Below are 21583 nucleotides of genomic sequence, written 5' to 3' on the forward strand. Positions count from 1 at the left end.
CGATGGAAACTGCAAAACTCAGAAAATTCGCCCAGTTCGCCCGCCGCAGCCTGATTGAACAGGTCGGCGCCAAGCTAAAGCTGGTATTGGCCGAAGAAAGCCCCGCCCGGCGGGAAAGCCCATTGGCCATCAAAAAGCTGGAAGAGGCGATAGCCGAGCAGGGTAAAGAGCAGGTTGTCGAGCGGGTGGCGTATATCTGGTTCAACCGGCTCGTAGCCCTGCGGTTTATGGACGTGAACCGATATAACCGCATCGGCGTGGTCTCGCCCGCCGAGGGGCAGTTCCAACCAGAGATCCTGGCGGATGCCAAGATGGGCCATATCGATGAAGAGATGGTCGTGGAAAATACCCGAAAACGGGTCTTCGCCCTGCTCGATGGCAAAATGCCCAGCCAGGATCCCCAAGGGGAAGCCTATCGCTTACTGGTCGTAGCCGCCTGTAACTATTGGTACAGCGCCATGCCGTTCCTGTTCGAGCGCATCGATGACTACACAGAGTTACTGATGCCGGATGATCTGCTCTCGGGCAACTCTATTCTCGCTTACACCCGCGAGGCGATGACACCAGACGCGTGTGAGGATGTCGAGGTGATCGGCTGGTTGTACCAGTTCTATATATCCGAGAAAAAGGATCAAGTATTTGAGGCGCTGAAGAAGAATCAGAAAATCAAACCGGCCAATATCCCCGCCGCCACCCAGCTTTTCACACCCCACTGGATTGTGCGATACCTGGTGGATAACTCGCTCGGCCGCTTGTGGATGCTTAACAGACCAAATTCAGCCTTGGTGCACCAGATGGAGTATTACATTCCTCCGGAGGAGACTGAGGCCGATTTTCTGAAAATCGAAGGCCCGGAAGAGCTCAAGGTTTGCGACCCAGCCTGCGGCTCCGGCCATATGCTGACCTATGCTTTCGATCTGCTCTACGCCATTTATGAAGAAGAAGGCTACGAGCCATCCGAAATCCCGGAAAAGATTCTGACACACAACCTTTACGGTATTGAGCTGGATGAGCGCGCCGGTGAGCTAGCCGCCTTCGCTCTGACCATGAAAGCTCGAGCGCGTCAGCGGCGTTTTTTCAACAAAGGCATCAAGCCCAACATCTGCGTGTTGGAAAAAGTTAGCTTCACTCCAGAAGAACTGGAAGAGTACATGAGCGCCGTGGGCCGCGACCTGTTCACCCAGGGCTTACGTGAAACCTTGCAACAATTCGAGGAGGCTGACAACTTCGGCTCCCTGATCTTGCCCAAGCTTACCAACGTGACTGACGTGCTGGCCGAGCTGGAGACAAAGAACCTGGGGAGCAACCTGTTCCTGGCCGACACGCACAGCAAAGTACTGAAAGTACTGCGCATGGCCGAAGCCTTGAGCCCGCGCTACGCCGTGGTCGTTGCCAACCCGCCCTATATGGGCGGCAAGGGTATGAATGGACGGCTTGGCGCCTGGGCCAAGGAGAACTACCCAAAGAGCAAGTCCGACCTGTTTGCCATGTTCATAGAACGTAATCTGGATATGGCGGTAACTGGCGGCGCTGTCGCCATGATCACGATGCAGAGCTGGATGTTTCTGTCTTCCTTCGAGGCTTTGCGCGGCCGCATTCTCAATCAACACACTATTTTGTCGATGGCTCATTTGGGCGCGCGAGCCTTTGACAGCATCGGTGGCGAAGTGGTCTCAACGACTGCTTTCGTGCTCGAGATCGCCCATAAGCCGAACTATCGAGGCGCGTTTCTCCGATTGGTCGATGGCAATTCGGAAGCTGAGAAGATGGCCATGATGGCCAAGGCCGTTGAGCGGAGCCGGTGAGCATGACCTGTAACTTCCGCTCCGATGATTTCGCCACCTTCACCGACCTGGCCATAAAGTTCTGGTCGGGCACCAACACTACTGTGGGCGAAATAAACGCGGACAGAGGAGGCAGGCTGTGATCAGGATATTCAAGGAGCAAGCCCGCTTGCTGCTGACTTACCAGCCTGATCGATTTAACGATACCCGCTGGCTGGATGAAAAGCTCAGACAGGATGGCAGCGTCACGCTGCGCAGAACGTTCACCTTCACAAACGCCGGTCTGGCCTCGATAGGCAAGCCGTTCCAGATTGACGAAGACAGTGAACGCGTATTCGTACTGGGCGTATCCGAGGGTGACTATTACAAAGTTAACAAAGATGTTCTGGGGCTGAAGTACGATTTGCGGCTCGACCGGGCAATGAAGCTGGAGCCGCGAACTTTTGTTGCCAACCGGGACATTTCGATTTTCCGCAAAATTGATGAGTTGATCGATGAGCCCATCACAGTAGGTGGCGCTGACGAAAGCGCGATTCCGCTGGCCGATTTTGATCAACTTCTGAAGACATTCCCAACAAGCACTGAGCTGACCCACTACGCCCGATCACGTATCGCCCGAGTGTTGAAGGATTATTTCGGAACCCTTTCGGATGCAGAGCGGCACCTCAACAAATACTTGGAGAAAAAGTCCAGGCTTGTCACCTCATCTCCGGGAGGTCTTATAGAGACCTTCGAGCTGCAAAAGTTCGAATACATTCACGCCGAGCTGAAAGAAATGCTGCGGGAAGCTGAGGAATACCAGGAAAAGGACTGGCAGAGGAAAATCCTGGACCTGTTGCTTTTCATCTTCCCCAAGTACATCGCTGTTCTAGAAAACGTCCAGATCAAGGATTTTTACTCGAAGCCGGGCCGGGCAACCAACCGCTACATAGACCTGATGCTGGTTGATGCCAATGGAAGCGTCGATATTATCGAGGTCAAGAAGCCATTTTCAAATGCATTGCTATCTCGCCACAAGTACCGGGACAACCATACACCGAGAACCGAACTGGCCGGAGCTGTCATGCAAGCCGAAAAGTACCTGTTCCACCTCAGCAAGTGGGGTTGTACCGGTGAGCAGGAAATATACAAAAAGCACAAGAGCGAGCTCCCGGTCGATATTCAAATGAAGATAACAAACCCGAAGGCCCTGATCCTTCTGGGGCGTGACAAAGACTTCACTGACGAGCAGCGTTTTGACTTCGAAATAATCCGCCGAAAATACGCCAACATGGTCGACATCATGACCTACGATGACCTGCTGCGCAGAGTGGAAAATATTATTGCCATGATGAAGCAGCGAGTATCCGGAGGGAGTTCACAATGAGCGAGAAAAAAGAACCGCTTAATATCCTCAAGGTTCGAGATGACCATGGGCCACTTCAGTTTGCGTCGGACGGCGACAATTTTAGGCTACAGGCGGGAACCCATGCTTCCTGGTTGAAGTCCGACGAGTTCGACCAGAAAGACTTGCGAAACCGCATCGAGCCTTGGCTTACTTCTCTGGTTCAGTCGGAGCACCTCTCGCTGTTGATTGGTTCCGGAATAACCCATGCCGTGCACCGTATTGCTACGGGCTCTGGTGCACATGGAATGGATCGATCTGGATATGACTTTGGTGATTTAGGCCAGAAAATTTTCGCAGCGGCAGATAAAGAAGCGCCCAAGGTGGGTCGAGCGGAAGCCAATATCGAGGATGATCTGCGTGTTGCGAACGAACTACTGCGTGGCATGGAAATCGTCGAATCGGACAAGAGCGGAGCGTTGAAAGAGCGTATCGAAAAAACCCTTGAGGATTTTTCAGCCTCGATACTGAAAAACGAAACGTCAATTGCTTCGTCGGAAGAAGCAAGGCGCGAGCAGGCTTTCAATACGCTGGTCACCTTTCTGATGAGCTTTGCAAGCCGCACCGGGGTTCGTGATCGCCTGAACATTTTTACCACCAACTACGACCGGCTGATAGAAGCCGGAGCAGAGCTGGCTGGCCTGCACCTGCTGGACCGTTTTCTGGGCAACCTCATGCCGATCTTCCGCTCTTCGCGTCTGGATCTGGACATGCACTACAACCCACCTGGTATTCGCGGTGAGCCACGCTATCTGGAAGGAGTTGCGCGCTACACCAAGCTGCATGGTTCGGTGGACTGGTTGCAGACCGGCAAAGACATTCGCCGCCTCGGTTTGCCTTTCGGCGCCGGCAGCGTCGAACCTTATTTACAAGCCCCTGGTCTTGGTGAAGCCACTGCCCAGAAATTAATGATCTATCCAAACGCAGCCAAGGATAGAGAAACCGCAGATTACCCCTACGTGGAGCTGTTTCGCGATCTCGCGGCAGCCGTATGCCGTCCTAACAGTACACTGGTGACCTACGGTTACAGTTTTGGCGATGAGCATATCAATCGCGTGATCCGAGATATGCTCACCATCCCCTCAACCCATCTGGTCGTTATCTCTTATGACGACCCTCTCGGTCGCATCATGCAGACCTACGAGGAGATAGGCAGGCCATCACAGATCAGTTTGCTGATCGGCCCGGCACTGGCCGACCTGAACACACTGACTGAAAACTACTTGCCCAAGGCCGCCATCGACAAGACGACTTTCCGTATGAGTGAGTTGCTCAAGCAACGGTGGGGAACTGAACAGCCAAATCATCCAGAAAAGGATCAGCCTAATGATGGGGAGGAGCCTCTATGAGCCTGTCTCCACTGGCTTACGCCGACTCTCTGCGCATTGGGACCATTGATTTTGTCTCGCCCGATGAAATCAAAGTCCTACTGGAAATTGAGGCTCCCGATGGTGTTGCCCTCAATACCGGTACGCCTCGCCCGTTCCCCCGCATCAATGGGTATGTGCTGATCCCCAGTGACGAAGGCCACATGGTCGCCCAAGTGGAGTGGATCACTATCGAGCGCTCGCAGTATCCCAAACGCCGAGGCATGCAGGACTTTGGCCTAGTGGACCTGCCTTATCCTCTGCGCAAGATGAGCCTGAATCCATTGGGCTGTCTGTATTACGATGGCAGCGAAGCGAGCGGCCAAGAGAAATATCGTTTCCGACGCGGTGTCGAGAGCTATCCCACCGTGGGTGATTCGGTCCTGCTCCCCACACAAAATCAACTACGCGCCATCGTCGAGTCAGGCGATAACCGCCACGTAATGATCGGCACCAGCCCGCTGGCCGCGAACGCTGAAGTCGCGGTTGACCCGGACCGGTTGTTCGGTCGCCATTTGGCTGTCCTCGGGAACACTGGTAGCGGAAAATCCTGCTCGGTTGCCGGCTTGATCCGTTGGTCTTTGGAAGCCGCAGAAAGGAAACGGGGCGAGAAGCCAAACGCCCGCTTCATCGTACTCGATCCGAATGGAGAGTACGCTAATGCGTTTGAAGGACTGGGTGATGTGCGCGTATGTGCCGTCGAGCCCAGTGAAGGCATCGAACAACTGCAAGTGCCGCTATGGTTCTGGAATAGCGAAGAGTGGAGTGCATTTACTCAGGCGAGTGAACGTGCACAACGGCCGCTGCTACGCAGAGCTCTTCGGGAAATGCGCAGTAGTTCCGAAGCCGCCGAAGATGCTGTGTTCCTTCTACGCCGAAAACTCAGTTCCATCCTTATCACTTTGAAGTCGCAAGTCCGTAACGGTGAAACGTATGAGGGCTGGAAGTTCGGACCCAAGCTTCCGATATTTATTGAGGATCTTGAAGCATTTTCACGTGAGTTCATTGATCACAGGGAGAGCTTGGAATTTCTTGCTTCTAAGGTGCAATCCCTACTGGATCGCCCACGACAAACGTTCCGTAAACAGAACGGCCAAACTGGATACAACGATTTTCCAGCGACAGCGGTAGAAGAAGTTATCGCTCATTTTCAAGGATTCCTCACTACCCTAGGTGGAGCAGTTTATCAGGAGGGTCCCAATGAGGACTCACCTATAGAATTTGACGGCGCTCAGTTCGCCGATCACTTAGAGGCACTGGCAAGCCAAGAAACTAACGCGCAGTTTTTCGATTTTCTGATTATGCGTATTCGGACCATGTTATCGGATGCAAGGGTCAAACGAATCGTTACGGGTACTGAACAGACATCCTTGGCCGAATGGCTTGAGAGCCATATTGGAGATAACCAAGCATCTAATGGTTCCATCACCGTAATTGATCTCTCACTGGTGCCGGCAGAGGTAGTGCATATCATCACAGCAGTCATCGCCCGCATGACACTGGAGGCGCAGCAACGTTACCGCAACCTGAACCGAGGCCAAGTCTTACCTACGGTAATGGTAATGGAGGAAGCACATACCTTCATTAAGCGCTACAACGACGGCGCTGAAAATCAGAATTCGGCAACCATCTGCTGCCAGGTATTTGAGAAGATAGCCCGTGAAGGGCGCAAGTTCGGGCTGGGTTTGGTGCTATCCTCGCAGCGGCCGAGTGAGCTGTCGCCCACTGTGCTTTCTCAGTGCAATAGTTTCTTGATGCATCGCATCAGCAACGATCGTGACCAGGAGTTGGTCCACAAGCTAGTACCAGACAATCTGCGAGGCCTGCTGCGGGACTTACCCTCGCTCCCCTCCCGTCATGCCATTCTCCTCGGCTGGGCCTCGGAACTACCGGTACTGGTGAAAATAAACTCGCTACGCGAACAACATCGACCGAAATCCGACGATCCGGATTTCTGGGCCGTGTGGTCAGGCGAAGATGAAGACGGCGAGATAGTCGAGCGCAATGTGAACTGGAAGGCGATTGCGGATGACTGGCAGCAGATTAATACGCCGTTGCAAGATCAGGACTTGGAGAACCATAATGATTAACGATCAAGTGCACAATCATCGAAAAGATATTAGTAATTATTTTTTTCGAGCTTCTCCAAAAGATTTTGGGAAGATTCCCGGCCAACCTTTCGCATATTGGGCGAGCCATGGATTTATTTCCTCGTTTGAGAATCAGCCGAGACTTGCCGATATCTCAAAGCCGATGATTGGCATGAGAACTGGGGACAACGAAAGATTCCTTCGGTTTTGGCAGGAAATAAGTAAAAAAAAGTTTAATTTCTCAGCCATTGATAGCACTGCCGCAAAATCGAGTGGGGCTAAGTGGTTTCCTTACAATAAAGGTGGTGAATTTCGCCGCTGGTATGGGAATAACTATCTTGTTGTAAACTGGCAGAATAATGGATTAGAGATCAAAGAGGAAACATTGCGTCGTTATCCACAGTTAAGTTGGGACAATCTTGGCTGGAAGATATCAAATGAGAAGTTTTTCTTCAGACCATCAGTGACATGGACTGCAACAAGCTCCAACAATTTTGGGGTGAGGTATTCGCCTTTAGGATTTATCTTCGATGTAAAAGGGTCAAGCGCTTTCCCGGATTCAAATAATATTTATGCTGTATTAGGTCTGCTCGCCAGCAAGCCCGCAGGAAGTGTATTAAAAATGCTGAATCCAACTATGGAAAATCAACCCCGGGATGTTGGTAATATACCTTTCCCTCTTGCAGAACCTTGTACTGAAAAAAATCAGATTAATGAAGATGTTGTACCAAAACTTATTTCCTTGGCTCGTTCTGACTGGGACTCCTACGAAACCTCCTGGGATTTCACCAAGTTTCCCCTGATCGATCCCGAGTGCCGACAGATAATTCTGAAGGATGCCTACCAAAATATTCGTGCTCACTGGCGCGAAATGACGCTTGATATGCAACGATTGGAGGTAGAGAACAACCGCATCTTTATCGACGCTTACGGCCTGCAGGATGAGCTAACACCAGATGTGCCACTGGAAGAGATCACCCTGACCTGCAACCCTCACTACCGCTACGGGAACAACAAGAGCGAGGAAGAGCTTGAAGGGCTGCTGTTGGCCGATACCATGCGCGAGCTGGTCTCCTACGCCGTTGGCTGTATGTTCGGCCGTTATGCACTGGACAAGCCAGGGCTGATCTTGGCTAATCAGGGCGAGACCATCGAGGACTACCTGAAGCAGATCCAAGAGCCGAGCTACCCGGCGGACGATGACAATGTTATCCCTCTGCTTGACGGTGACTGGTTCACCGACGATATCACCGAACGCTTCCGTGAATTCCTGCGCATCGCCTTTGGCGAAGAGCACTATGGGGAAAACCTCCGCTTTGTCGAGCAGGCACTAGGCAAGGACATCCGCAAGTACTTCCTGAAGGACTTCTACAACGACCACGTGCGCCGTTACAAGAAGCGACCCATCTACTGGCTGTTCTCCTCACCCAAAGGCTCATTCAATGCGTTGATCTACATGCATCGCTACCAGCCACACACCGTGGGCACGGTGTTGGAGTACCTGCGGGATTTCAAAGACGAAAAGCTGCAAGCCCGGAAGAACTATCTGGAAGCCGTCAGTATCAGCGCCGGGGCTTCCCAGGGTGAGAAGACCAAGGCTCTGAAAGAGATCGAGAAGATCAACAAAATCCTAGCCGAGCTGGATGACTACGAGCGGGATGTACTTTATCCCCTGGCTACCGAGCAGGTGGAAATCGATCTCGATGACGGGGTGAAAGCGAACTATCCGAAATTTGGCGAAGCCTTGAAGAAGATTCCTGGCCTCTCATGAAGGAGGGCTACCTATGAAATTAAAAGAAATTGCCGTTAAAGGCTTTAAATCCATCAGCAACCACGACTACGAGCGTATTGCCTTTAACGATGTCACGGTGCTTTTGGGGGCGAATGGCTCCGGGAAAAGCAACCTGATTTCACTGTTCCGGCTGCTGGGGTTTATGACCACCGGAGCATTGCAGCAGTACGTTGGCAGGCAGGGTGTCAGCCAACTGCTGTTCTATGGCCCAAAGGTGACCGAATCGCTGAGTTTCAGCGTGAAACTGGAAGATGACAGCACCACCGACTCCTACGATGTAAAGCTATCCTATGGGTTGCCGGACCGGCTGTTCGTCAGCGGTGAACAGGTAAGCTATCACAAAGCCGGTCACCCCAGGCCGCAAGAATACTTTCTGTCCAGTGGTGGCCCTGAAGCGGAGCTGGGGCAGGATGATCGGCCCACCAGTAAAGTGCTTACCGGTCTGCTCAGAGGCATACAGACCTTCCAGTTTCACGACACATCCGACACCGCCCGAATCAAGGACCGGGTGTACGTTGATGATGTGTCCTACCTGCGCAGCGATGGGGGCAACCTCGCGGCCTTCCTCAAGATGTTGAAGGAGTCGGATAGCTATCGTCCTTACTACGAACGAATTGTCCGGCATATTCGCAAGATCATGCCGCAGTTCAACGACTTCGTGCTGGATACCCTTCCTGGCAATGACCGTTTCGTGCGACTGAACTGGTCTGATACCTACCGCCAGGATTATCTCTTTGGTCCGGATCAGATTTCCGACGGGTCTCTTCGCTTCATGGCGCTGACCACGCTGCTGTTGCAGCCACCGGCGTTGCTTCCAAAAGTGATCGTTCTGGATGAGCCGGAGTTGGGTCTGCATCCGGCTGCCACGCTTGAGCTTGCCGGTATGATCAAACGTGCATCCCAGAAAACGCAGGTGGTCCTGGCCACCCAGTCTACACGTCTGGTCGATGAATTCCTTCCGGAGCAGATCGTGATCGTGGAGCGCGATTCTAAGACCGGCGCCAGCTCGTTCCACCGTCTGGAACCGGAGGCGCTGGGTGAATGGTTGCAACGGTACAGTCTCTCGGAGCTTTGGGAGAAAAATGTGTTGGGAGGGCAGCCGTGATTCGACTGCACATAACCGCAGAGGGTCAGACCGAGAAAGCCTTTGTCGACCAGGTTTTGACTCCCCATCTGGCGCACTTTGATGTCTACACCGACGCGCGCTGCGTGCTAACGAGCAAGGACAAACGGGCGGCCAAAGAATACCGGGGTGGCTTGATCAGTTATCAGAAAGCAAAAGCCGATATCGAAACCTGGATGAAGGAAGACGCCAACCAGGAATGCTGGTTTACCAGCATGTTCGATTTATATGCCTTGCCAGACGATTTCCCAGGATTTGACGAGGCGAAACGGCTGGAGCCTTATCAAAGGATCGAACGGCTCGAAGCTGCTTTTGGCAATGAAATGAACAAGCCAAACTTTATTCCCTATATCCAGTTGCATGAATTTGAAAGCCTGATTCTGGCTGACCCGGCCAAGCTGGATTGGGAGTACCTGGAGCACGACCAGCCAATTGGAAATCTGGTGAAGATGGTCGGCTCCCAAAATCCGGAGCTCATCAATGACGGTCGAGAAACAGCGCCATCGAAACGAATTCTCAAAGAGATACCGGAGTACGACAAGGTGACATCAGGGGTATCGGTTGCGGCTCACATCGGCCTCGATGCTCTACGGGCCTCTTGCAAACACTTTGATGAGTGGGTGTCGCGCCTGGAGAAGCTCGGAGGTAAAGAATGAGCCAGCAAATCAATTATGCGCTGGGCAGGCTTTTCGATAAGCACCGGGTTGTGTTCTGGTACGACACCAAGCAAGAGCTGCGCAGTGACTTCGAGGCGCTTTCCATTCCGGACGTGGAGAAGCTGGAGATCGCCAACAATGAGTACGGCCTGAAACATCGCATCCTGCGGGAGGCACCGGAACAGAAATTCTTGCTGTACAAGGAGGGGCCGCAACCAGAGGATCTGGACAACTGGTTGCTGGACGTACAGCTGGCCCACGGCGAGTTCCGGACCGACCAGGTGGCTATCTGGCTATCCGAATTGGAGCTGGGCCTGGAGTTTGCCGAGGTGGCCCAGGCCCACGCGGAGTTTTTCCAGGCGTTAAAGCGCAAGGAGGCGCTGAAGAAGCTGCTGAAATCGGATGACACTGCCGGTCAGCTTCGCCTGAAGATGCTGGCTGTCTGTGCCGGTAGCGAGCCGCGTATGGACTCGGTGGTGGAAACCCTGCTGCAGCAACTGGCGGAAGACCGTGATGATGGCATCCGGCTGATCGAACGATGCGGCTTGGATAGCTTCCTTTGGGAACAGCTGACCCGTTTCTACAGCTACGAGGCCAGTGAGCCCAGCCTGCGCGACTTTGTGATCGAGCTGTTCAAGTCCTGCTACGCCATGGGTACCGATGGCGATGTCAAACTGACCGGCGACGCCCTGGTGTTCCTCAAACGCTGGAAAGACAGCCGGCAGTTCGAGCAGGGGTTTGAAACCCTGTCTGCCGAGTGTGCCGAGGTGCTGGGCATTGAGCAGGATCTCGGTAAACGGGACTTCCGGGACCTGGTTGAGCTGGACTACTTCCGGCTAATCGACCAGAAGATTATCAGTGACCTGGTGCGGGCGGTGGTAGGCCGCACGGTCACTAGTGGCGATGTGGCACTGTGGGTGCGGCAGCGGCGCCAGGGCCATTGGTACGGGGAGTTCCGCCACCTGTATGAAGCCATTGAGTTTGCGGCCCGTTTTGTCCAAATACTGGGTGAGGCTCGTCTCACCATGGACAGCCTCTCCGACGGCGTTCAGCGATACAGCCGCTCCTGGTATCAGCTGGATCAGCTCTACCGCAAGTTTACCTACCATGTGCGCATGTCCGGCCAGGCATCGTTGATGGGCGAGCTCAGTGAGCAGGTGGAGAACCTGTATTCCAACAACTACCTGCTCAAGCTGGGCGATGGCTTCCAGGTTCACGTGGATGCCGCGCCGCGCTGGGAGGCCTATCCGGTCGTTCAGCAAAAAGCCTTTTTCGAGCACTGGGTTCGCCCGTACCTGCGCAAGGACAAACGGATTTGTGTGGTCATTTCCGACGCCATGCGCTATGAGATTGGTGATGAGCTGCTGGGCCTTATCCGGCAGGAAGATCGCTACAGCGCGGAGCTTGAACCGGCACTCTCGACCCTTCCCAGCTATACCCAGCTCGGTATGGCGGCGCTGCTGCCCAACAAGTCCTTGGCGATCGCCGACAACGATACCGGCACGGTACTGGTGGATGGCCAAAGCTCACAGGGTACGGTCAACCGAACCAAAATCCTGCAGGCCGCCCTGGACGGGCGGGGCCAGGGCGTCAAGGCGGAGGATTTTATGCAGCTCAACCGGGAAGACAGCCGGGAGCTGCTCAAGGGTAATGATGTGTTGTACATCTACCACAACCGCATCGATCACACCGGCGACAAGATGCACTCAGAGGGGCAGGCCTTTGAAGCTGCGGAACAGACCCTGGGGGATCTGATTCGTCTGATCAAAAAGCTCACGGCGGCCAACGCCAATAACCTGCTGATCACCGCTGATCATGGCTTTATTTACCAGAACCGTGAGCTGGATGAGAGTGATTTCCTGGGCGATGCCGTTTCTGGCGATGATATTCGCTACCGGGACCGTCGGTTCGTGCTGGGTAAGGGGCTGTCCGCCTCTCCGGCCTTCCATCACTTCTCGTCTGAGCAGCTTGGGCTGGATGGCGAGATGGAAGTGCAGATTCCCAAGTCCATCAACCGGCTGCGCCTTAAAGGCTCTGGCAGCCGCTTTGTGCATGGCGGCGCATCCCTTCAGGAGGTTGTGATTCCGGTCCTGAAGGTTAACAAGAAGCGCCAGAGTGATGTCAGCGCCGTTGAGGTCGACATCCTCCGGGGGGCCAGCTCGGTGATTACTTCCGGCCAACTGGCGGTCACCTTGTATCAGTCCGGACCGGTTACCGAGAAAGTACAGCCTCGCCACCTGCGGGCCGGAATTTACACCCAGTCAGGGGAGTTGATTTCGGACAGTCACGAGCTGTCGTTTGACCTGACCTCGGAGAACCCCCGCGAGCGGGAGCTTCAGGTGCGCTTCGTGCTGAGCCGCAAGGCGGATGAGGCCAATGGCCAGGAGGTTTTCCTGCGCCTGGACGAGCAGCACGCCGGTACCTCCCACTACAAGGAATACAAGTCGCTCAGGTATCTGATGCGGCGGTCCTTTACCAGCGATTTTGATTTCTGAGGGTTATAGCCAATGAGTACGCTTGACCAAAAGATCAACGAATACTTCCCAGGGCTGGTGGTGCGCAAAGACCTGGTGAAAACGGTCAAGGGCAACGCCATCGTCCCCTCATACGTACTGGAGTATCTGCTCGGCCAGTACTGCGCCACCAACGACGAGGCCACGATTCAGACCGGTATCGAGACGGTCAAGGAGATTCTGGCCAAGCACTATGTCCACCGGAACGAGGCCGGACTGGTGCGCTCGAATATCAAGGAAAAGGGGCGCTACAAGGTTATCGACAAGATCAGTGTGGCCCTGAATGAGAAGACGGATGCCTACGAGGCGCAGTTTTCCAACCTGGGAATCAAGAAAGTGTTGGTGGATTCTGGGACCGTGAAGGCCCACCCCAAACTGCTGGTAAGCGGCGTCTGGTGCATTGCGGACATCGAATACGTATTTTCTGAAGACCAGAACGTCAGCCCCTGGATTCTGTCCACCCTCAAGCCGATTCAGCTATCTCACTTCGACTACGACGCCTACGTTGCCGCGCGGCAGCAGTTCAGTACCGATGAGTGGATTGACCTGCTGATCCAGAGTATCGGCTTTAACCCGGAGATGTTCGGACGGCGCAGCAAGCTGACGCAACTGGTCCGATTGATTCCGTTCTGCGAGCGGAACTACAACCTTATCGAACTTGGCCCCAAGGGGACGGGTAAATCCCACGTTTACTCCGAATTCTCGCCCCATGGGATCCTGGTTTCCGGTGGTGAAGTCACCGTACCCAAGCTGTTTGTGAATAACTCCAGCGGCAAAATCGGCCTGGTGGGCTACTGGGATTGCGTGGCCTTCGACGAATTCGCCGGCAAGCAGAAACGCGTCGATAAAGCACTGGTCGACATCATGAAGAACTACATGGCCAACAAGTCCTTCTCCCGGGGCGTGGAAACCCTGGGCGCCGAGGCGTCCATGGTGTTCGTGGGGAACACCCGGCACACTGTTCCTTACATGCTGAAGCATTCAGACCTGTTCGATGAACTGCCGGACAAGTTCTACGATTCTGCCTTTCTGGACCGGATCCACTTCTATATTCCGGGATGGGAGGTCGACATCATCCGGGGCGAGATGTTCTCCGACGGCTATGGCTTCGTGGTGGACTACCTTGCAGAAATCCTGCGCTCGATGCGGAACTACGATTATTCCGATCAGTATCGGGAGTACTTTACCCTCTCTTCGGATATCTCGACCCGTGACCGGGACGGTATCAACAAGACCTTTTCCGGCTTGATGAAGATCCTGTTCCCCCAAGGCGGAGCAACCAGGGATGAGGTTGAAGAAGTGCTGCGTTTTGCCATCGAGGGGCGCAAGCGGGTCAAGGACCAGTTACAGCGGATTGATACCACCTACGGCGAAGTCCGATTTTCCTATCAGGATCAACAAGGCCAGGAAATACTGGTCACGACACTTGAGGAAGAAGAGTACCCGGGTTACTACCACCAGACGGTGTCCACCCCTGATGACGGGGGGTTAGACCCCGAGCCAGCAGCAGGCGTTAAAGGTGGCGAGCCCAAAGAGCCCTGCGTCCCTGAGCCTGTGCTGGAGGAAAAACACCTGACTTTCCAGGAGAACCAAAAGGGTATCTCATTCGACGGCTTGTTTGGCGCATACCTGAAGGGCGCCCGCAAGATCACCGTCACAGACCCCTACATCCGGCTTTTCTACCAGATCCGCAATTTCATGGAGTTTCTCGAGGCCATCGTGAAGAACAAGGCCGAGGAAGATGAAATGGCGGTTCATCTCGTCACCGTCCGGGACGAGTTCAAGGGTGACTTACAAGACGAGAGTTTTGAAAAAATCCAGGAATCCGCTCGCACAGTGGGTATCGACTTCACCTGGGAGTTTGACGAAAGCGGCACCATTCACGCCCGCCATATCGTCACGGACCACGGCTGGAAGATATCGCTGGACAGGGGGCTGGACATCTTCCAGCACTACGAGATGAATGAAGCCTTCGCGTTTGCCAACCGGTTGCAGCGGTTTCGGTCTAGCAAGGCCTTTGAGGTGACGTTTATTAAAGTTTAGGGAGCGCGAAATGAATATCGAGATTAAAAATTGCAATAACATTGATTGGGCTAGTTTGGTTCTTTCTGAAAATACGCTGAACATAAAGTTCGCACCAAACGGAACCGGAAAAAGCTCAATTGCTCGGGCAATTACCCTCGGTACGACTGAAGGCTCAAATTTAAATGAACTCATCCCATTTAAGCTTAGAAAATCCAATCCAGATGGATTAGCACCTGAAGTTACCGGCACAGAAAGCATCAATACTGTCATGTGCTTCAACGAGGAGTACGTCAGTCAGTTTGTGTTCAAAACTGATGAGTTGCTCAGCAACAGCTTTGATATATTGATTAGAACAGACGCCTACAGACAGAAAGAGCAGGAAATTGAAAGTTTGATCCAGGACATCAAACAACTGTTTTCCGGAAATCAAGAATTGGAAACCTTGATAACCACCCTAAGGGAAATGGGAAATGCTTTCAAGTTGACCAAATCCGGCTTGTCCAAATCTTCGACAGGAATGAAAGGACTATCTTCAGGTAACAAAATTCAACATGTTCCCTCTGGCCTTGAGTCTTATACACCGTTCATTCAGAGCGAAAACAGTGTTAACTGGATTGACTGGCAAACAAAGGGGTACGAATTTTCAGAACTATCTGATAGTTGTCCATTTTGCACCTCGCATGTAGCTGAAAAGAAGGATCAGATCAAGAAGGTTGGCGAAGAATATGATAAAAATACGATTAAGAACCTGATCGCCATAATCGGTGTGATCGAAAAGCTGGGCGACTTCTTTTCTAAAGAGGCGAAGGGTAAGCTGAAGGCAATTACAGAACTGAAGGACGGGCTTGAAAAAGAACACGAAGCATTTCTTGCTTCGGTAAAAAGTCAAATCGATAATTTCACTGAGAAGCTCGAAAATCTTAGAACACTTTCTGCGTTCCAATTTAAAGACGGTGAAAAAGTTTCTGAAAAACTGCCTGCCTATAAACTGGACCTGGCTTTTTTCTCGGAGCTTAATTCAGAAAGGATGCTGGAAGCCATCACTCCGATTAACGACTCTATCGACGAAGTAATTGCACAGGCCGGCCAACTTCAGGGAAAGATCAGTCAGCAACGAAGCGAGATGAAGAGAACGGTCGAACGGCATCAGATCGACATTAACAATTTTCTCTCATATGCAGGTTACCGATATAAGGTTGAGATAGTAGGTGAAGGCGAACAGTCACAACTGAAACTGAGACATGCCGATCACGAGGAATATCTCAGCGGCGGAAGCCAACACCTCAGTTTTGGTGAAAGAAATGCTTTTGCAATCGTTCTTTTCATGTATGAGTGTCTGTCAAGAAAACCGGACTTGATCATTCTGGATGACCCAATTTCGTCATTTGACAAGAACAAAAAGTATGCCATTCTCGAAATGCTTTTCCGTCGAAAAGCTGGCTCATGCTTGAAGAATAAAACAGTTTTGATGCTTACACATGATGTGGAGCCAATTATCGATACCATTAAGTCTCTTGCGCATAAGTTCAGCAATCAGACTTCGGCATCGTTTCTGAGGCTTGAAGCTGGCCAGTTAATTGAATATGTGATCAGAAAAGAGGATATGCAAACCTTTTCCCAGATTTGCAAGAATGCTCTCGCCTCTGACAAGGATGATGTTATCAAGCTGATTTACATGAGACGTCATTTTGAAATTTCTGACGACAAGGGAGATGCTTATCAAGTACTCTCCAATATTCTGCACAAAAGAGGGCGTGCAATTGATACCAGAGAACCCATAGGGGCAGATAACAATTATCCGGAAATGGCGCCTGCTAAGTTCTCCAATGGATGCAATGAAATATCGGGCTTTCTGAACGGATTTTCATACTCTGATATTTTGAATCGAGTTACTGATGTCAATGCGCTGAATTCGCTTTATAGAGCTTCCGAAAATGGGTATGAAAAACTTCAGATTTTTCGCCTGTTAGATCTGGATATTGAGAATTCTGTTGTTCAGAAGTTTATCAATGAAACATATCATATTGAGAATGAGTTTATTTGCCAGCTTGATCCTGCAAGGTTTGATACAATTCCGGAGTATGTAATCTCTGAATGTGATCGGATTCTGCAGGAGGTCCAATGAAGCTCCACCACACATCCGACTGACACATTGGGCGCACAACACCCGGTACGAGGCTGGGGAGGTTTCGATCAATATAGTGCAGCAAGCGTATCACGCTTTCGACTCCTGTTCCCACCAAGCCTGAAACAACTCATCACCACCCGGCAGATAGGTGTGAACCTCCCGGCCATTCCAATCCAGCGCCAGAACCTGCAACGCAGCCTGTTGCAGTTCGGTATCCAAGGCCCTGAGTCGGTTCAACTCGAATGGCCAGCGGCTGGCATTATATAGGCCAAGAAGGAATCGCCTGATATGCCGGGCCTGGCCGCCTCCACTATGAGCGGCGTCGATCAGTATTGTGAGAGCCGGAAGCCCCGCGTCCTCCCGCTGCTGCCTCCGCTTTTCTTCTTGTTCCAGCAGAAATAGAAAGCTTTCGGGAAGCATGGTTGTTTTGTCCGTCATGTGCATAACCTCATATCGACTTCACGATTATGCTGCCATGGACGACGCAGTAGGCACGGCTCTCAAACTGCCCGTTTTGGGCAAGAACACCGGTTTGCCCCGAATTTATTTCAGATCGCCATTGTGTCGGGGTGATCTTTTTCGGAACTTTCGCTCCAGGAACACTTCCAGCCGATCGGCGTTGCGGTAGGCCATAACGCAGATAAAAAGTACGACCGCGACAAAGCTCAGGAATGCAATCAGGGTGGCATATAGATTCAGCATATTCAGGTCTCCAATAGTTGATTGCCCTGTCAGGGCACTTTGTTGGTTTCAGGCCGCAGCATCGGCCTGTCTTTGTTCTTTGGCGACAGACGCGATCAAGTGCCGCGAGCAGCTCAGCATCTCCTGGATCTCGCTGTAGCTGTGGCCGCTCCTGAGAAGGCTGGCGATGTGCTGCCTGCGCTTCAGGTCTGGCTGCCGACCCTGGTACTTACCCTCCGTTTTGGCTTTGTGGATGCCCTGGAACTGCCGGCGCCGGCGGTCTTCGTAATCTTTACGGGCGACGGCAGCCAGCATGTCGAGCATCATGGCGTTGACCGCTCGGAGAATGGAATCGGTGAAACCGGTGTCGCCCTTCTTTTCCAGAGCGAGCCAACTGGTCGGTAATTCCGGGGAGACGATGGCCAACCGCTTGGCGGCCAGCTTTTGCTTCAGGGAGTCCCAGTCACTCTGTTTGAGGCGAGCCAGCCGGTCGATCTGTTCGACCAGCACAATGTCACCCTCACCGGAATCTGTGATCAGCTTCATCAGCTCGGGTCGGTGCAAAGTAGCGCCGGACACGTTCTCCACGTAGAAAGCGGCAATACGCTGACCGTGGTTGGCTGCGAACTGTACCAGTGACTCCCGGGCTCGCTCCGCATTCTGTTCCTGCGTGGATGCCCGAAGGTAGGCTCGAATAAACATCGTCGGTTCCTCAGTCTGTTATAAGTGGTTCTCTCTGGCCGGTCTGGTTTAGGTGGTTCTGGTGGCCGTTACCGGGTTCGAACCCCTGGTTCTCCTGATCTGTACCCATAAGGAACCACCTCAAGAGTCGAGAAACTCCCCGAACGGATCGTCCGCTCGATAAATCTGGTTGATTCTGTCGTCATCGATGAAACCCTCTGTACCGCCATTGCTCCCATTGCCGGAAGTTGCCTTGTTGCTCGCGCCGGTTGCCTCCTCATCACTGCCTCGACTGAACGACGCCATCTTTTGTTCGAATTCAGGAAACGTCATTTCCCCATCGGGTCCCTTGGCGAAAACCGTCTTGTAAGCATCGACTGCGGCTAGTGTGAAGCGAGTGAAAAGTGCGACCATCCAGAGCGCGAACAATAGATACCATGCGTAAAGCGCAGCATCGGTACCCCTAAAGGCGAGCTCCACAACGCCGATCCCGGCGAGCCCCACTGCTACTGTTTTTGCCACTCTCACCATGGCCTCAGTCCCCGATAGTTCTTTACTTCGAAGCTACCAGAACCTGAGAAAATGCAAGTTTTGCCCGGCGTCAGGCCGCTGCGGCTTGCTTGGCCAGCCGAGGCAGTTTCACCTTGTTGTAGGCATCGTTCGTCATCGCCCTCAAATCGTCCACGTCCAGGTATGGAGTCAGCAAAGCAGTGCCTTGGTATCGAACTCGCGGGTAGTTGGATGGTTGGAATACGCCATGAGGGAGGTCGTCCTCATCGCCCAGCCACTGTCTCAGCCGGAGATCGATACACCAGCCCTGTTCGAGCTCGATCCAGCAATGGGGAGCGGTGGTCATTCGGCTCAGTCGGTCCTCCGCGTATCCGATCCGGCATTGATGGAAAATGCCTCGCTCGCTCAGGGCATTGCTGATCACAAAAGTCATGTAGACGCTATCGACTCTCAGGTCCTCCAGCGGCAGCAGTGCCAACTCAAGTTCATCGTGCCAGTCACTCATGGTCGGGCTCTCTGAACATCAGCTGTTGGCCCTGTTCATACAACACCGGATAGGGGAGCGGCTCGCCGCCCTGGATCACGGTGTTCGGTGGAAAGTACATCACTATCCAGGTAGGCATGCTGGCGCTGACAGCGCCATAGAATTCATCTACTGGAAACGTGGGCTCATGGCCGGACTGCCGAAATACCAGTCGGGAGTATTTCTCGGGGTGGTTGGCAGCGATGTTGTAACTGTAAGCTTCACCGCCGATCACATAGCTTGGTGTCTTCCAGTGATTCGGTTGTTGGATGTTGTAGGCGATGATGCAGTTGCTATCGGCACAGCCATATCGCTCCGCTGTTACCGACCACAGCATGAGCGGGTGCCCATCAATTTTTGGCGTCTTCACGTCTGTGAGTTTCGTTGCCGTAATTGCCATCGACTCGGCGGCCTGGGTGATGGCCTCATCTACGACTGCAATATAGTGGTCATAGGCGTCATCCTCGTTCGCCGCCAGTGATTCCGGCATCCAGCCCATCAGGCTAGGTCGCGCCGAAGGGTTGTCCGGCGTCATCATGATGTCAGTGGCGTTGAAGAGCAGCGTCTGGGTGCCGGTAAGATGACGAAGCGGCGCATCTAATGAGGTAGCCAGACTGGCCAGGTTGAGGGCGCTTACCAACAAACCCTTTCGATACGAGCGTGTCCCGTCTGGTGAATCCCGCAGGTCCTGATCGTAGACGCCGCCGGCACGGGCCAGATTCAGTGCGCGGGATGATTCGTCGTCATAGTGTCGAGGCGTGGCAGCGCAACCCGCGAGCGCGGCTGTAGTTACAGCAAAACAAATAGTCTTCAACTTGGTCATTTTGAACTCCTGCGTTTTCTAAAATACTCGCATGAAGTTGCAAATACGCAAGAGGGAATTAAAAAAAATTTTATTAAAATCAATAGGTTGTACTGTCAGTACAAACTTCGGTGTATCAGCGGTGGTGCATCGGGAGTGTCGCTCTTGCTAGACTTGCCAGCAGGATTTTTTCGGTTGAGGCGAGGTGTTGGTAAATCGGAAAAGGATCAGAAATTCCCAGTTTCCCACTTATCCCAGTTTATAATCGTGGGTAGTAACCGATTGGGCCAATCAGAGATAAAGTTTCTATCCATGGGTAGTAAAATGGGTAGTGCTGGGCGAAGATCGATGCAAAAAATAATGTAAACATCTGTTTTTAAAGGATTTTAATTTATTATTCTTTGAGCAGGTGCATTATATGTGGTCGTTCGACGGTAAGAAGTTTAGCGAAGTGACCGGCCCTATTCATTTTGAGAAAGATGAGCGGCTGCGCCTAATTCTGATTAACGACACCATGATGGAGCATCCTATTCACCTCCACGGTATGTGGATGGAGCTAGAAAACGGCCAAGGGGAATTGATACCACGCAAACACACCCTAAATGTGAAGCCCGGTGAGCGCGTATCTGCGTTGATCACCGCAGATGCAGAGGGCAGTTGGGCGTTCCACTGCCACCTTCTCTATCACATGGATGCTGGCATGTTCCGCGTTGTTCAAGTTTCTTAAGGAGGCAGTATGAAAATTAAGCGCTACTTAACCCTCGCCAGCGCCGCCCTTGGCATGGCCGCCGCCACGACCGCTCAAGCCGAAGATGGCTATGCGGCACCAGACAGTTGGCCAGCGCCCACTGAGGAACATAATATGGGTATGGCACTGTTTGATCGGCTCGAATATAGCGTGCCTGATAAAGGCCCAGAAGCCGTGGTATGGGACTTTCAAGGCTGGTACGGCGGCGATATCAACCGCATTTACCTAAAGTCAGAAGGCGAAAATGTCCAGGGCGACGGCGAAGATGCTGAGTTTGAGTCTTTGGAACTACTCTATAGTCGTTTAGTGGCTGATTTTTGGGAGTTACAGGGGGGGATCGGTTATCAAGGCGGTGTTTTCTCCGATGATCACGCTGAACGCACCTATGGGGTTGTCGGCCTGCAAGGCGTAATGCCCTACGGCATTGAAACCGACGTGGCATTACAAGTGAGTGAAGATGGCGACGTGGCCGCCAGTTTTGAAGGCGAATACGATCTGCGCCTGACTCAGCGGCTCTACCTACAGCCGCGCACCGAAATTGCCGTGGCCGCCAGTGAAGTTGAGGAGTTTGGTGTGGGTGAGGGCCTTAACTCAGTGCGTGTCGGCATGCGCCTGGGCTACGAAGTGACCAGACGCTTTGCGCCTTACGTGTAATGTTCCGGATGATCAAATCGCCTATAGGAGTTATCCTTTGCTAGCCGCCAGGGAGCTTCTTCAGCAATTCATCCGGGAACAGGTTCATGGACATCAAGCTGCATAAACAAGCAACGACAACG

At 52.7% G+C, this 21583-nt stretch carries 16 protein-coding genes and 1 pseudogene; 12 read left to right on the forward strand and 5 right to left on the reverse strand.

The features are described 5' to 3' along the window. The first annotated feature begins 2 nt into the window (after positions 1-2). From pglX (MHM37_RS10935) to MHM37_RS10980, 10 genes are all read left to right on the forward strand, one after another. Entirely contained in the window at positions 3-1805 is a 1803-nt protein-coding gene (gene pglX, locus MHM37_RS10935) for a BREX-1 system adenine-specific DNA-methyltransferase PglX (RefSeq protein ID WP_239296662.1), read from the forward strand. Between the two features lie 118 nt (positions 1806-1923). Then, positions 1924-3150: a Shedu immune nuclease family protein gene (locus tag MHM37_RS17190; RefSeq protein WP_239296663.1), complete on the forward strand. Its 1227-nt coding sequence runs from the start codon at positions 1924-1926 to the stop codon at positions 3148-3150. After that, positions 3147-4517: an SIR2 family protein gene (locus tag MHM37_RS10945; RefSeq protein ID WP_239296665.1), complete on the forward strand. Its 1371-nt coding sequence runs from the start codon at positions 3147-3149 to the stop codon at positions 4515-4517. The genes MHM37_RS17190 and MHM37_RS10945 overlap by 4 nt, the downstream gene beginning before the upstream one ends. After that, positions 4514-6625, forward strand: a complete 2112-nt coding sequence (locus MHM37_RS10950; protein ID WP_239296667.1) for an ATP-binding protein — start codon at positions 4514-4516, stop codon at positions 6623-6625. The genes MHM37_RS10945 and MHM37_RS10950 overlap by 4 nt, the downstream gene beginning before the upstream one ends. Beyond that, positions 6618-8396 carry a BREX-1 system adenine-specific DNA-methyltransferase PglX gene (gene pglX, locus MHM37_RS10955; protein WP_239296668.1) on the forward strand — a complete coding sequence of 593 codons (1779 nt, stop codon included), beginning with the start codon at positions 6618-6620 and terminating at the stop codon, positions 8394-8396. Before MHM37_RS10950 ends, pglX (MHM37_RS10955) begins: the two co-directional genes overlap by 8 nt. 13 nt (positions 8397-8409) lie before the next feature. After that, a complete protein-coding gene (locus tag MHM37_RS10960) occupies positions 8410-9522 on the forward strand; it encodes an AAA family ATPase (protein WP_239296669.1) in 1113 nt (370 codons plus the stop codon). After that, entirely contained in the window at positions 9519-10196 is a 678-nt protein-coding gene (locus tag MHM37_RS10965) for a DUF4276 family protein (RefSeq protein ID WP_239296670.1), read from the forward strand. The genes MHM37_RS10960 and MHM37_RS10965 overlap by 4 nt, the downstream gene beginning before the upstream one ends. Next, positions 10193-12691 carry a BREX-1 system phosphatase PglZ type A gene (gene pglZ, locus MHM37_RS10970; RefSeq protein ID WP_239296671.1) on the forward strand — a complete coding sequence of 833 codons (2499 nt, stop codon included), beginning with the start codon at positions 10193-10195 and terminating at the stop codon, positions 12689-12691. Before MHM37_RS10965 ends, pglZ begins: the two co-directional genes overlap by 4 nt. Positions 12692-12703: 12 nt before the next feature. After that, positions 12704-14752, forward strand: a complete 2049-nt coding sequence (gene brxL, locus MHM37_RS10975; protein ID WP_239296672.1) for a BREX system Lon protease-like protein BrxL — start codon at positions 12704-12706, stop codon at positions 14750-14752. A gap of 10 nt (positions 14753-14762) precedes the next feature. After that, on the forward strand, positions 14763-16859 hold the full coding sequence (locus MHM37_RS10980) for an AAA family ATPase (protein ID WP_239296673.1): 2097 nt from the start codon (positions 14763-14765) through the stop codon (positions 16857-16859). A gap of 90 nt (positions 16860-16949) precedes the next feature. On the opposite strand, the gene MHM37_RS10985 is transcribed toward MHM37_RS10980, so the two are convergent. The 5 genes from MHM37_RS10985 to MHM37_RS11005 all read right to left on the reverse strand — a co-directional run bounded on the left by MHM37_RS10985 (position 16950) and on the right by MHM37_RS11005 (position 20080). Continuing rightward, entirely contained in the window at positions 16950-17300 is a 351-nt protein-coding gene (locus MHM37_RS10985; RefSeq protein ID WP_239296674.1) for a hypothetical protein, read from the reverse strand. 312 nt (positions 17301-17612) lie between these two features. Next, the gene (locus tag MHM37_RS10990) at positions 17613-18245 is read right to left on the reverse strand and encodes a recombinase family protein (protein WP_044628637.1); all 633 of its coding nucleotides are present in this window, start codon (positions 18243-18245) and stop codon (positions 17613-17615) included. A gap of 120 nt (positions 18246-18365) precedes the next feature. Next, complete coding sequence (locus MHM37_RS10995) at positions 18366-18755, reverse strand: hypothetical protein (protein WP_239296675.1); 390 nt, start codon at positions 18753-18755, stop codon at positions 18366-18368. A gap of 70 nt (positions 18756-18825) precedes the next feature. After that, the gene (locus MHM37_RS11000) at positions 18826-19239 is read right to left on the reverse strand and encodes a hypothetical protein (protein WP_239296676.1); all 414 of its coding nucleotides are present in this window, start codon (positions 19237-19239) and stop codon (positions 18826-18828) included. Beyond that, positions 19232-20080: a hypothetical protein gene (locus MHM37_RS11005; protein ID WP_239296678.1), complete on the reverse strand. Its 849-nt coding sequence runs from the start codon at positions 20078-20080 to the stop codon at positions 19232-19234. Before MHM37_RS11005 ends, MHM37_RS11000 begins: the two co-directional genes overlap by 8 nt. 394 nt (positions 20081-20474) lie before the next feature. Between MHM37_RS11005 and MHM37_RS11010 the strand changes: the two are divergent. Together MHM37_RS11010 and MHM37_RS11015 are read left to right on the forward strand one after the other, a co-directional pair. After that, positions 20475-20786 (forward strand): annotated as a pseudogene (locus tag MHM37_RS11010) (multicopper oxidase domain-containing protein); the annotation flags it as partial. 9 nt (positions 20787-20795) lie between these two features. Beyond that, complete coding sequence (locus MHM37_RS11015) at positions 20796-21461, forward strand: copper resistance protein B (protein WP_239296680.1); 666 nt, start codon at positions 20796-20798, stop codon at positions 21459-21461. The last annotated feature ends 122 nt before the right edge of the window (positions 21462-21583 follow it).

This window comes from Halomonas sp. MMH1-48 (genome assembly GCF_022348105.1).
GTDB lineage: Bacteria > Pseudomonadota > Gammaproteobacteria > Pseudomonadales > Halomonadaceae > Vreelandella > Vreelandella piezotolerans.

Excerpts from the sequence above, each read along its gene's own strand:
- MHM37_RS10995 (WP_239296675.1), bottom strand. The coding sequence starts at position 18,755 with ATGGTGAGAGTGGCAAAAACAGTAGCAGTGGGGCTCGCCGGGATCGGC.
- MHM37_RS10960 (WP_239296669.1), top strand. The coding sequence starts at position 8,410 with ATGAAATTAAAAGAAATTGCCGTTAAAGGCTTTAAATCCATCAGCAAC.
- pglX (WP_239296668.1), top strand. The coding sequence starts at position 6,618 with ATGATTAACGATCAAGTGCACAATCATCGAAAAGATATTAGTAATTAT.
- pglZ (WP_239296671.1), top strand. The coding sequence starts at position 10,193 with ATGAGCCAGCAAATCAATTATGCGCTGGGCAGGCTTTTCGATAAGCAC.
- MHM37_RS11015 (WP_239296680.1), top strand. The coding sequence starts at position 20,796 with ATGAAAATTAAGCGCTACTTAACCCTCGCCAGCGCCGCCCTTGGCATG.
- brxL (WP_239296672.1), top strand. The coding sequence starts at position 12,704 with ATGAGTACGCTTGACCAAAAGATCAACGAATACTTCCCAGGGCTGGTG.
- MHM37_RS10985 (WP_239296674.1), bottom strand. The coding sequence starts at position 17,300 with ATGACGGACAAAACAACCATGCTTCCCGAAAGCTTTCTATTTCTGCTG.
- MHM37_RS10950 (WP_239296667.1), top strand. The coding sequence starts at position 4,514 with ATGAGCCTGTCTCCACTGGCTTACGCCGACTCTCTGCGCATTGGGACC.
- MHM37_RS10945 (WP_239296665.1), top strand. The coding sequence starts at position 3,147 with ATGAGCGAGAAAAAAGAACCGCTTAATATCCTCAAGGTTCGAGATGAC.
- MHM37_RS11005 (WP_239296678.1), bottom strand. The coding sequence starts at position 20,080 with ATGACCAAGTTGAAGACTATTTGTTTTGCTGTAACTACAGCCGCGCTC.
- MHM37_RS10990 (WP_044628637.1), bottom strand. The coding sequence starts at position 18,245 with ATGTTTATTCGAGCCTACCTTCGGGCATCCACGCAGGAACAGAATGCG.
- pglX (WP_239296662.1), top strand. The coding sequence starts at position 3 with ATGGAAACTGCAAAACTCAGAAAATTCGCCCAGTTCGCCCGCCGCAGC.
- MHM37_RS11000 (WP_239296676.1), bottom strand. The coding sequence starts at position 19,239 with ATGAGTGACTGGCACGATGAACTTGAGTTGGCACTGCTGCCGCTGGAG.
- MHM37_RS10980 (WP_239296673.1), top strand. The coding sequence starts at position 14,763 with ATGAATATCGAGATTAAAAATTGCAATAACATTGATTGGGCTAGTTTG.